At 43.4% G+C, this 12,229-nt stretch carries 12 protein-coding genes; 5 read left to right on the top strand and 7 right to left on the bottom strand.

The window, feature by feature from the left end; translation table 11 throughout:
- A partial coding sequence (locus AACT19_RS18165; RefSeq protein WP_242658964.1) for an Ig-like domain-containing protein occupies positions 1-1,371 on the bottom strand: 1,371 nt, incomplete at its 3' end.
- Between the two features lie 443 nt (positions 1,372-1,814).
- Between AACT19_RS18165 and AACT19_RS18170 the strand changes: the two genes are divergently transcribed.
- The 4 genes from AACT19_RS18170 (at position 1,815) to AACT19_RS18185 (ending at position 6,332) form a co-directional block, all read left to right on the top strand.
- Entirely contained in the window at positions 1,815-3,080 is a 1,266-nt protein-coding gene (locus tag AACT19_RS18170; RefSeq protein ID WP_032555413.1) for a TolC family outer membrane protein, read from the top strand.
- Positions 3,080-3,697 carry an OmpA family protein gene (locus AACT19_RS18175; protein WP_076647913.1) on the top strand — a complete coding sequence of 206 codons (618 nt, stop codon included), beginning with the start codon at positions 3,080-3,082 and terminating at the stop codon, positions 3,695-3,697. Before AACT19_RS18170 ends, AACT19_RS18175 begins: the two co-directional genes overlap by 1 nt.
- Before the next feature lie 136 nt (positions 3,698-3,833).
- Positions 3,834-4,184, top strand: a complete 351-nt coding sequence (locus AACT19_RS18180) for a DUF2750 domain-containing protein (RefSeq protein ID WP_004733613.1) — start codon at positions 3,834-3,836, stop codon at positions 4,182-4,184.
- Positions 4,185-4,346: 162 nt separating this feature from the next.
- Complete coding sequence (locus AACT19_RS18185; RefSeq protein ID WP_076647916.1) at positions 4,347-6,332, top strand: tetratricopeptide repeat-containing diguanylate cyclase; 1,986 nt, start codon at positions 4,347-4,349, stop codon at positions 6,330-6,332.
- 7 nt (positions 6,333-6,339) lie between these two features.
- Here the strand turns inward: AACT19_RS18185 and queC are convergent, their stop codons facing one another.
- Positions 6,340-7,035, bottom strand: a complete 696-nt coding sequence (gene queC / locus AACT19_RS18190; protein WP_017082670.1) for a 7-cyano-7-deazaguanine synthase QueC — start codon at positions 7,033-7,035, stop codon at positions 6,340-6,342.
- A 60-nt stretch (positions 7,036-7,095) separates the two neighbouring features.
- Positions 7,096-7,764 (bottom strand): 7-carboxy-7-deazaguanine synthase QueE, encoded by a 669-nt coding sequence (gene queE, locus AACT19_RS18195; protein WP_017077101.1) that lies wholly within the window; start codon positions 7,762-7,764, stop codon positions 7,096-7,098.
- A gap of 185 nt (positions 7,765-7,949) precedes the next feature.
- Between queE and AACT19_RS18200 the strand changes: the two genes are divergently transcribed.
- On the top strand, positions 7,950-8,759 hold the full coding sequence (locus AACT19_RS18200; RefSeq protein ID WP_076647918.1) for a Cof-type HAD-IIB family hydrolase: 810 nt from the start codon (positions 7,950-7,952) through the stop codon (positions 8,757-8,759).
- A gap of 100 nt (positions 8,760-8,859) precedes the next feature.
- Here the strand turns inward: AACT19_RS18200 and AACT19_RS18205 are convergent, their stop codons facing one another.
- The 4 genes from AACT19_RS18205 to AACT19_RS18220 form a co-directional block, all read right to left on the bottom strand.
- The gene (locus AACT19_RS18205; protein WP_076647921.1) at positions 8,860-10,272 is read right to left on the bottom strand and encodes a bifunctional NUDIX hydrolase/phosphatase PAP2 family protein; all 1,413 of its coding nucleotides are present in this window, start codon (positions 10,270-10,272) and stop codon (positions 8,860-8,862) included.
- Positions 10,273-10,344: 72 nt separating this feature from the next.
- Complete coding sequence (locus tag AACT19_RS18210) at positions 10,345-10,824, bottom strand: GNAT family N-acetyltransferase (RefSeq protein WP_076647924.1); 480 nt, start codon at positions 10,822-10,824, stop codon at positions 10,345-10,347.
- A gap of 203 nt (positions 10,825-11,027) precedes the next feature.
- On the bottom strand, positions 11,028-11,429 hold the full coding sequence (locus AACT19_RS18215; protein ID WP_004733606.1) for a glycine zipper domain-containing protein: 402 nt from the start codon (positions 11,427-11,429) through the stop codon (positions 11,028-11,030).
- 238 nt (positions 11,430-11,667) lie between these two features.
- On the bottom strand, positions 11,668-12,114 hold the full coding sequence (locus tag AACT19_RS18220; protein WP_076647927.1) for a hypothetical protein: 447 nt from the start codon (positions 12,112-12,114) through the stop codon (positions 11,668-11,670).
- Positions 12,115-12,229: the final 115 nt, after the last annotated feature.

Consider the following 12,229-nt stretch of genomic DNA (forward strand, 5'->3'; position numbering starts at 1 on the left):
CGCTTCGCCTGTCGCCGTGCCTGTCGCGCCGGTGCCGCCCTCAACGCTCACGCTGAACGTCTCGTCGCCTTCATACACGTCATCGCCTGTGGTTGCCACGCTCACTTTCAGCTCGGTCTGACCCGCTGGGATTGTGTAGCTCCCGTCATCGTTCGGTGTCACGACCATCACACCATCTGACAACGTCACTACCATATTACCGATGTCGTCCGATTCCGCTGTATTAGCACCTGCCGTTGAGCTAGTCAGGTTCACCGTCACTGCCGTGTCCGCCACCTTATCTAGGCTCACGGTGAACTCGGCCGCTGAGCCTTCATTCACATTCACGGTTTCTGTGATACTCACGCTCGGAACAGGACTAACCCCAACATCAACCGTAATGGTATCTGTACCACCTTGGCCATCATCAACAACAACTGTAAAGCTATCGCTACCGTTGTAGTTTTCATCTGGGGTATATGTCCAGTTGCCATTTTCGTCGACGATTACAGAGCCGTTCGATGGTTCTGTGCCTTTGCTATACGTTAATTGATCGTTATCAGCATCTGTTGCAGTGAGTGAACCACTTATTGGAGTATCTTCATCTGTGGTGACTGAGACATCCTCACCGACAGGTGAGTCATTAATAGGAGTAACACCCACATTCACTGTCAACGTATCTGTGCCACCTTGGCCGTCGGAGACAACAACCGTAAAACTGTCATCGCCGTTGTAGTTTTCATTAGGTGTGTAAGTCCAATCGCCGTTTTCGTCTACTACAACAGAACCTCTTGAGGGATCAGTGGCTTTGGTGAAAGACAGAGAGTCACCGTCTTCGTCTGAAGCAGATAATGTTCCGCTTACTGGGGTATCTTCATTTGTTGAAAAAGAGACAGTGTCACCGACAGGTGAGTTATTGTTATCAACAAAAGTGGGGTCGGTGTTAGGTTGGTCAATCGAACGGAAAGCATCTAGAAGACTCAGGCTCTGAGTGCGAGACATACCCAATGATTCGAAACCCGTAGTAACGAACTCTGTACCAGGAATGGTTTCTTCACCATCACGTTCAATAGTTCCGCTAGAAGCCAAACTTGAACCGTTTTGACCAGCTGCCGTTGCGAACTCTTCACCTAGCTCGGTCGGGTCTTGACCTTCTTCTAATGCGGCAAAGATATTCGCAATATCTTGGTCGAGCTCAACTTCGCCTTCTTCTGATGAGAAGCGTTTTGCCGATACCTGAGGTTCATTGGACCCGTTCTGAGATTCAAGAACGACATCCCCTGCTTGTAGTGGTTGGCCTTCTTCTAAGACTTTAATCGTACCATCTACCGAGATAACAATGCGCAGGCCAAGTGCTAATGCACCACCCAAATTCAATGTTGTCATGTCCATATAAACCCCTAAAAAAGCATTTCTTGTCATTAACGTCAAAATGGTGACATTATATTTATAATATTAGATAAAATATAACACTTAAAACTATATAATTCATAGTTATGAATGCATTTTTTAACAAAGTGATATACTCCACAATAACAAGGGTCACACAGGACAACATTTAAAATACTCTCAAAAGTGAGATAAGTTATTGTGCTAACGTAAAATAATTGAGATATTAATAGACGTTTCAAGTGCTTCAAAACACCATAAAACGCACAATAATCGGTAACAAATTGACAACCATTTGCGAGCGCTATTTTAGCGATCGTGATTTTTTTGGCGGTTCATCTAAACTTTGTATATTATCTAGCAAAATTAAAACTCAGATGTGACTCATTTTGGAGAGATGCAAATTGAATAGGATTCAAACAACTACATTAAGTTTAGCCATTGCAATGGCCTTTCCAGCTGCGGCACAAACTCTAGAGCAAGCCGTCGCTTTTACGTTGGAGAGCAATCCTGACATTAAAAGTGCATACAATGAGTACGTTAGTAAGCGATATCTTAATGATGCTTCTGGTGGTGCTTATCGTCCAAGTATAGACTTGGATGGAGGTATTGGTTACGAGCATACCGATCTAGCAACTAACTCAAGCACGACCGATCTGACTCGGAAAGAAGCGACAATTACGCTAACTCAGCTTATCTGGGATGGGGCTAATACATCGAATGATATTGACCGTACTGCGGCTGATGCGGAATCAGTGCGTTATCAATTGATATCTAATGCTCAAGATATCGCATTAGAAGTGACCAAAGTTTATCTCGATGCGGTAAAAGCCTATGAAGTGCTTTCACTCTCTGAAAATAACCTCGCAACACACAAAAAAATATACAGCGATATTCGCAAGCGTGTTGAGTCAGGTATTGGCTCAACGGCAGATATGTCACAGGTAGAAGCACGTATTGCTAAAGCGCACGGTAATTTACTTGCGGCGCAAAACAACCTTTTTGACACTCATACGCAATTCAAAAGGCTTGTGGGTCAATCTCCGCTAGGGTTAACCTTCCCTCGCGCAGATGCAGGCGCTATCCCTTACACGGTTGATGGCGCATTAGCAAAAGCGTTTAATCAGCACCCAGTAATTAAGATTGCACAAGCCGATGTAGACTCTGCGAAATTTCAATACAAGCAATCTAAGAGCACCAACTACCCAACGGTTTCTTTTGAAGCCGCTCAAACCTGGCGCGATGATGCCGGAGGCACTCCAGGCAGCAGCGACGAGTTTTCTGCGATGGTTCGTTTAAGATACAACCTTTACAACGGCGGTTCAGACCAAGACCGTGCAGAAAGTGCCGCTTATCAACTAAACAAAGCTAAAGACCTTCGTGAAAGTACGTTCCGAAACGTAGAAGAAAGTTTACGCCTTTCTTGGAGTGCCCTTGATTTAACCGTTCAACAAAAAGAGTTCTTGTCAGATCACGTAGACTCGGCATCAGACACCGTTATCTCTTATGAGAAACAATACCGTATCGGTAAACGTACCCTTCTCGATTTGCTTAACACCGAGAACGAACTATTCGAAGCCCGCAAGGGCTATCTGGATGCCAAATACGACGAACAGTACGCGAAATACCGAGTAATGAATGCAACAGGAAACCTGTTAACTGGGTTACGCGTCGAAACCCCTCAAGAATGGAATGAAAAGGTAGAATACTAATGAAGCTGATAAAGACTGTATTTCCGCTTTGTCTCATGATTGTCTCTGCCAACGTTTTAGCTGAAACAAGCAATGAAGAATTTGAATATCGAGCTCTTCCAGACATCACGCAAATTTATGATCTCGAAGATGATGATAATGACGGCGTAATTAACGCGCGAGATTTATGTCCCGATACGCAAATTGGTGCAGAGATCGATAACGACGGTTGTGGTTCATATTTTGAATCGTCAGAAAAGAAAGAGCTCCACATACTCTTTGCTAATAACTCTACGGAAATTAACCCTGTTTTCCTAGGGCAGATACGCCAGATGGCTGCGTTTTTGAAGCGTTACGAGGGTACATCGATTGAGTTACAAGGTTATGCCAGCAAAGTGGGCAATGCCAAACACAATTTAAAACTGTCAAAAGAACGAGCATCCAACGTAAGGCGTGCCCTTATCAGTAATGGTATTCAACCATCTCGAGTCAACATCGTGGGTCATGGCGATTCTGAATTCAGCAGTGACAACAGCCAAATTAATCACGCACTTAACAGAAAAGTTGTCGCTTCTGTTGCTGGGTTTAAAGGTAATATCAAAGAAGAGTGGCACATCTTCACCAAAATAAAAAAGTAGGCTCTATCCTGCGTTTACCATACTGAAACGTGATCTCAAGTTAACGTTTCAGTATGGTGATAATTCCTTGAATAGCATGTACCTAAGCCATCTATAATGTTAATCTTGCGTCGTTATCAACATAGAGAATTAATCCATGAGCAAACTAACAGCTGATACTCAAGCAAATCTAGAACTTTTCGTTTCTGAAACACAAGAAACTAAACTGGTATGGGGCCTTCGCAATGAAGAAGGTTGGCTAGCATGTGACTCAAGTGAATTCGAAAGCAGCGAAGTGATGCCTTTTTGGTCTTCAAAAGAAGATGCTCAGACTCACAACGTTGAAGAGTGGGCTGACTTCGAAGTATTAGAAATTCCACTAGATATCTTTGTAGAAGATTGGTTACTGACTCTAGCTGAAGACGGCGTTCTTGTTGGTATTAACTGGAATGCAACATTAGAAGGCAAAGAACTTGAGCCTTCTGACCTAGCGAAATTATACATCTAATTTCCGATATCGGTCGTGCGAACAGTACGACCGATACACCTCTGATAAATATCAACAAATTAGAGACTTACCTCGCATAACCTCCTACCCATTCCATTCAAAAATTGAAGCAACATCAAACTAATAATAGAATATCGTTCTTTATCTGATAGATCGTTTCTTGTGACTCACTCTGTTTTTATTGCCCTTCTACTGTTCATTAGCTTTTATTCTCATGGCCAAGTATCAACACAAGATCGTCACCAGGACTCTCCTTTCAACTCATCTGATTTAGATTCAAACACGACTCCAAATGCTGATTGGAACGCACTCTATCTCTCGACTCTAACTCATTCCCCATCGCGTGCATTAAACATGCTGCAAACCCGTTACACTGGCTCAACCGTCTATGGGGATAAGCTTTACCTTTCATCTCTGTTATATCAATACATGAGCCACCGAGATCAACCGTTCTATGGAATCGCTTCAAACGACAGTGAGTACCAAGCGATTGAACAAACGTTTATTTATGCTTTAATGAAAGATGGCCAAGGCCAATATGAGGAAGCGCAACAAAGCTTTCTGACGCTATTGGCGAAGATGCAATCACGCAGTGATTTGACTGGAAGAGCCCTACTAAAATATCAGCTATGCCGCTCTCTTAACGAGCAAGCTAAATATCATCAAGCTAACTATTATTGTTCTGCACTTCAATCGGATTTACATAACATCGCTGACCCTGTGTTACCAAAGTTTGGAACTTATAGAGTCATCGCTAACAATCACCATTTCCGCAGTGACTATCAAGCCGCGCTAGATACCTACCTATCACTGATAAACGTGTTCCCACAAGGACATGATATTTCGGGGATCTATAACGATGTGGGTAATTTGCTTAAAGAATTAAAGCAATATGAAAAATCGGCAGAGTATCTCAAAGAAGCACTCACATTAAGAGAAAGTGCTTCTGATTTGATGAAAGCACAAGTGCATCATAGTCTTGCAGATCTCTACCTTAACCAAGAGCAAAGTGACTTAGCAATTAACCACTTTCAAACAGCAAGAACACTGCTGAGCTCATCGTCGCATAGCTACGGTATCGCACTAACAAGTCTTGGCTTAGGAAAAGCTTACACTCAAATTAGAGACTATGATTTGGCAAGAGGTTACTTAGTCAACTCTCTGTCAGCTTCGAATGAATTAAGTAACGACGTCATTCGTATTAACGCTTACTTGGCGATAAGCGATATGTTCGAAGAGCAAAAGTTGACAACCGAGGCGCTCAATTATGCTCAGCAAGCTCTAGAAGTATCCGAGCAAGTCACAAGACACAAGTACATCGCTCAGTCACTCCTGCAGCTTTCTGATATTCATCAATCACTCGGCGATTACCAACAAGCTTTCTATTTCTACCAGCGATACTCGTCAATACAAATGGAAGCTAGAGACATCGACAATCGACTCGCACTCGAAGCCCTCGGCTTAACGCACGCCAAATATGAGCAGGAACTTGAGAGCTCTTTCCTGACACATCAGGCAAAGCTCGACCGCGTTCAAATTGAAAAAATGGAACATCAAAGATGGATGTACAACATCGTTGTTATTCTGTTGCTTTGTGCTGCAAGCTTTACGGTATTAGCAAACAAAACGATTCGCGCAAAAGCTTCCATCGATGCTATGACAAAAGCGTATGGCCGGACCGAGATCATACGAAGAATCAAAAGAGTCAGACGCTGTAAAGGAACGGAAAAGCAACATGTCCTCGTTCTGCTTGATCTGGATAAATTCAAGACGATCAATGATGAGAATGGACACCCTACTGGTGATCGAGCACTCGTCCATATTAGTCAGCAAATACGAAAACACTTAATGAATGACGAATTGTTTGGTCGCTTAGGAGGCGAAGAATTTCTCATCATGCTAACCAATACCAAGCCTGTAGACGTGCGAGAGCGCGTCGAAGAGCTACATTACGCCATATCAAGCACCGTCTTCTTAACAGAAAGCAAAAAGCCACTTAATGTAACCGCGAGTTTTGCTTATCTAGCAACCTCAAACGCGTTAAGTGACTTTGATGACTTGTACTCTGTGCTTGACCAAGCACTGTATCAAGCAAAGAGCAACGGCCGAAACTGCATCATTGATGCTTACAACGAACCAATTGATTGACCTGAGGTTATTTATTCTCAGTCTGTTTGCGAACCAACTCAGCCATAATACCTTCACGATCACCTAGGTAATCGTTAAGGCCAACTTTACGCAGTTCACACGCTGGGCAATCGCCACAACCATCACCGATGATGCCATTGTAACAAGTCAGTGTTTTATTGCGAACAAGCTCAAGTGCTGAGTACTGGTCGGCCAACGCCCATGTTTCAGCTTTGTTGAGCCACATTAACGGTGTTTTAATATCAAGCGGCTTGTCCATACCTTGTACAAGCGCAGAGTTCATCGCTTTCACAAAGTCATTACGACAATCAGGGTAGCCTGAGAAATCAGTTTCACACACGCCCGTGATTACGGTATTTGCACCGATTTGGTAAGCGTAAATACCCGCCAAAGTTAAGAACAGAATATTACGACCAGGAACAAAAGAGTTTGGTAGTCCATTCTCTTGTAGCTCATGAGACACAGGAATATCGTCACGAGTCAGAGAGCTGATAGCCAGTTCATTCAACAAAGTCACATCCATCACTTTGTGCGCTTTCACACCAAGCTCTTTCGACAACGACTCCGCAACTTCAATCTCGAGTCTATGGCGCTGACCATAGTCAAACGTAATCGCATGAACTTCATCATACTCTTTTAAAGCTTGAACAAGACACGTTGTTGAGTCTTGACCACCACTGAATACTACGACTGCTTTTTTCATCTTAAATCCTTACGAGAATCTTCTACTAGCGACTTATCTAGACCAGTAAACAAATGCAACCTATGCGATGCTCAAATATTTGTGAGTTTGAATAGATAAACGCCAGTTACGTTCAATACAGGTATCAATACACAGTTGCGTTGCACGTTCTTTTTGGCTAATAGGTTGAAGTGCAATGACTGTATTTTCAGGAACATCGGCTCTAGCAATAAGAGCATCTAGTTGCTCGATATCTTTACCTGTACCAACAGGGTGCTTGATTTCATTCGCACGAACGAGTGCGCTATCAAGGATATCCAATTTGGCTTTCATTGCGACTTTTGGTGACACCGTAACCCAAGTACCCAGTGTGGCTTTTACTTCCGATGTTCCGCTGGTCTCAATCTGACAGCGACAACCGTGCTGCTCAAATGCTTCAGTAAGAGGGACAAGATCATAGATGCACGGCTCACCACCAGTAATCACAATGTGCTTCGCGGTGTAACCTTGCTTGATATATTCATTCACGATTCCTTGCGCATCAATTGCAGACCAAGTCGGTGAATCCTCTGTCTTAACCATAATATCACCAAGGCTGGTTTCATCTTCCGGCAACGCTTCCCAAGTCTGTTTGGTATCACACCAAGAACAGCCTACAGGGCAAATTTGCAGTCGAACAAAAACAGCAGGAACGCCGGTAAATACGCCCTCGCCCTGGATGGTTTCAAACATTTCATTAATCTTGTACAACTTACCCTCAGCTCAATCATTTGATGAAATTAATCAACCGCAGACCTTAAAGCACTTGCCCCTGTTGGTCAAACAAATGAGTACTGATAAATGAGTTGATCAAAGCCCTAGCCTGAACTTTCAAGTTCCCTTATCCTTTCGCCCATTAGATTTCGTTAGCTTTTAATTTTTTAGTAAGGAACAACATGTACAAACTGATTGCTCTTGATATGGATGGCACACTGCTCAACAGTGATAAAGTAATTTCTCAAGAGAACAAAGACGCGATTGCCAAAGCACGCGCTGCAGGTGTGAAAGTGGTTCTGGCTTCTGGTCGTCCTTTAGAAGGCATGCAGAGTAAGTTAGACGAGCTTTCAATCAACGGCGAAGATGACTTTGTGCTCTTCTACAACGGCTCTATGGTTCAAAACGTCTCGACAAAAGAACTCATTCACAGTGAGATCAGCAATGGTAAAGCCGCGAAAGAGATCGCTGCCCTCGCTGTACAGTTTGGCGGTTATGTTCATGCATTCAGCAAGATTCATGGCTTAATCACGCCTGAAAACAATGAGTACACAGCTATTGAAGCGCGTATTAATGGCTTAGAGATTACCGAGTTCGACTTTTCTCAACTAGAAGATGACCACGAAATCATCAAAACTATGATTGTCGCAGAACCAAGCAAGCTGACTGAAATCATCGGCAAGTTGCCACAAGAGCTTAAGACTCAATTTACTATCGTGCAAAGTGCACCATTCTTCTTAGAGTTCCTAAACCCGAATTCAAACAAGGGTGTCGGTATTGAGGCGATAGCTAAGCACTTGGGTATTACAGCAGAAGAAGTAATCTGCATGGGTGACGCTGAAAACGATCATCATATGCTTGAATACGCTGGCCTTGGCATTGCAATGGAAAACGCAATGGAAGAAACCAAGAAACTGGCGGATCACATCACAGCGAGCAACGACGACCATGGTGTCGCAGTCGCGATTGAGAAGTTTATCTTCAACTCATAAACGCTCAGCAGCTATAGTGAGAATTACTTTTTTGCTTGTTGCACAAATGACAAAGGCTGTGCACTGCACAGCCTTTTTGATTTTATATTAGTCGGTTCGCCTACTCTCTTTTCCATGGCAGACGAAACGCCACTACACCAAATAGAATCAAGATTGGGAAACGTAAGGTCTCAACGATAAATGAAGCGATGCCACTGAATGAGACGAAACTTCCTGCCCAGCTAATCAGCAGATTCCCCGCTAACAACATCGCCATCACTCCAAATACAATCTTGAATGAGAACTGGCCGACCAAAGGCTTCGAATTCGTTAGCGTTACTAAGCATGCAATCGTCATCAAAATTGCTACCCAGAAAGAGAATGTTGGCAGTGGCCATATCACCGTGAGAACAATCGACAGTAAGCACAGTGCCCACCAGACACCTTTAGAGCTTAATAAGGCACTAATATTAACATCAGGTTTCGCATCTAACCTTACGATATGCCAAGTCGTTAACGCGCCCAATACGCCTCCCATTAAGACATCACTAAAGAACGCACTGCCTGAATAAGACGTAAATAGCATAATCCACAGTAGGCCCGCGAGCACTATCAAAATCGATTTTTGCTCCAAGAGGCGCTTTAGTTTCCAAAAGACTAACAAGGTTAAACTCACCCACAAGCCAGCCAATAAACTTGGAAAGCTATAGCCACTGCTCATCACTAGCTTCAATGTTGGCAAGTAAGCATGCGGACGTGGAAAACCAAACCCTTGATGGGCGATTAAAGTGAGCAACGTCACCGAGATCAAAGTGAAGCCAAACTTCAACGCGAAGTTACGGCCAAAATGCCAAGCAATTAGCGGCAATATCACGATGAAAATCCATGGCTTCGCTAACGAGTCAGTTAAAAGCACAGTATTCGCAAACACGCTTGGCATATTATCGAACGCGTTTTGAAGCGACACAATCCAATTTAATTCAACTTGATGGACTTTCGGTGCCGCGCCCACCAGCTCAGTCACATACGTCACAGGTTGATCTGTCGCGGATAGAAAGAATTCGTTAATCTCAGACCATTGCTCTGGGTAACGATATTGGTCAGCTTGCAACTCCGTAGGTGGCAATAACATCGCGCGACTGATTTCCACACCGTAATGAGGAGCAAACCAGATTGGTAGCTCAAAGCCACCTAACTCATTTCGAGCTTTGTAACTGATCACTTCAGAGTCAGAGACACAATCATACACAACGGCACTGTCGGTATATCCCAACACATCACCGACCGTCACGGACAAACCCGCCTCTTCCCACGTTTCTCGTTGCGCCGCGACCGATGGCGGCTCACCAGAAACCACAGTGCCTCCCGGTAGAGACAATTGACCTGTGATCAACTCATCAACCAACACAAGTTGGTTATCAGCACGTACTACACACAAAGCGCCCGCGATATGATCGGGCAAAGTGTTGCTCGCCCAAGCGGAAGTAGTACTCAAAAGAGACAATATGAAAACTAATAAATATCGAATAACCAACGAGTTTACCTAAAAATAAGAGAAAAAGTTAAAGACTGCTCTAGTGTAATCAAACACGCACAAAATCGCTGTCTACGTTTTGTGCAAAGCCTTCCTCATCCATTGAATGTGAGGTGTGAACCCCATTTTTTGATAGAAGTCCTTGGCAGGTGAATTAAAGTCCCAAACCTCTACAAAGATTTGTTCAACCCCATAATCATCAAAAGTCGCTTCAACTTTGCTAAACAACTTTTCAGCAATCGATTCTTTTCGATAATCAGGCAAGACAAACAGCTCATCGACACTCCCCATCGGCACCGGTTTACTCACCGTTGAGATAAGCTCACAAAAATGTCCGGAGATAAAGCCAACAATGAGCTCACCTTTTAATGCCACATAAACCAAGCATTCAGGATCATCCAAGTAACGTGCAATGCTTTTTTCCTGCTCAATCTCTTCTGCCGTTTTAAAGTGCTCTGGGCTAGCAAGGTGGTGGTGATGGTGGAGATCGAACATTAACTCATTAAGTTGTTCCAAATCCGTGTGCTTTGCAGCCCTTAAGGTGACATTCATGACTATTGCGCTTCTCAAACCAAATTAATATCTAAACTGAGTCTAGTTTACTTGCCGTGAGTATCTATACAAGTTATTGAATTAATTCATTGTTTGAAGTGCGTATTTTAGATACAAAAACGGCCACATTATGTGGCCATTCTGTTTGAATGATTTTCAATTAAACGAATATCTAGGCTTTAGCTTTAGTTGTAGCTTCAGCTTTATGCGCCGTTGTCCTCTTTCTCTTCTTTGAGATCAGCAAGCTGTTGTTCTAGTTCAATAAGCTTAATTTCAGCCTCTACTTCAGCAACTCGCTTTTCTGCATCGGTGCGATTGTCTTGCGCCAGACCATCAGCAGTGACTTGGGTTCGTTGTGCGTTTCTTGCATCGTCCGTATCTTTCATTGAACCAGCAACACCACCGGTCACACCACCCAATGCAGCACCCTTCGCGGCTAAGCTCGCATCTCCAGTTAGAGCGCCTGCTGTCGCTCCTAATAAAGCACCCCCCACAGCACCACGATTACGTGCAGCATTCTCATTTTCGTTATCCATTGCTGGTGATGCGCAACCAGAAAGAGTCACAATCAGTGTCGCTAAAAGAAAAGGTTTAGTGAATTTCATAGGAGTCTCGCTTAGTTCTTCGTTTGGAGTAGAGCCATCTTAAGCAGAACCGTTAATGAGATAAATAAAGCCACGTTTAGACGATACATCATGTTCAGTTATGTATCATTCAACCATCGCATAAGTACTTATTGATATATATCTTTGAGCTCGCCTTAGCCTGACAAACAAAAAAGGCGACCAATAAGGTCGCCTCAATCGAACTTTCTCTATAATTCTTCTCTTTCAGATGCCGCAATTAGCCTTTGGACCAAAAGTTTTGCATATTTTCTGCGCTAGGTGGTGGCCTAACACCGCAATCTCGATAATGATTTTTATCGCCGATCCCCAGTATCTTGCCATTTTCGTCATCAATCATAGCGGCAACTTTAACACCGTCTCCCACATGACGAGTCAACACAACAATTTCACCAGCTCTTTCAGATCTTACCGCGCCTAAGATTTGATATTCGTAGCGACCTTTCCTTGAATTAACGATCATCTTCGAATTAATCGGGTCGGCTTCATACCCCGCGCCCATATCAAAAACCGCTTGATAGAGATCGACGCCAGTCTTGGACACACATTTAAATATCTTGGGATGACTCAATGGCTCTAGCAACGCCCTACTCGCTTCATCCTTTGAAATACTGGCACTAGCAGCACCACTGACCAGTAAAGCAATCAACAAAAAGTAAGCTCGCATAAAAAGACCTCAATATGTGGGATTCATAATGAGGTCATAGTAAACGCAATGGATAAGCGGATGAATAAAGTAGAGTTTAGGTAAACCATCACGCTGGGTTATGCATTAATAAACA

The sequence above is a fragment of the Vibrio sp. 10N.222.47.A9 genome (assembly GCF_963872585.1).
Classification (GTDB): domain Bacteria; phylum Pseudomonadota; class Gammaproteobacteria; order Enterobacterales; family Vibrionaceae; genus Vibrio; species Vibrio splendidus.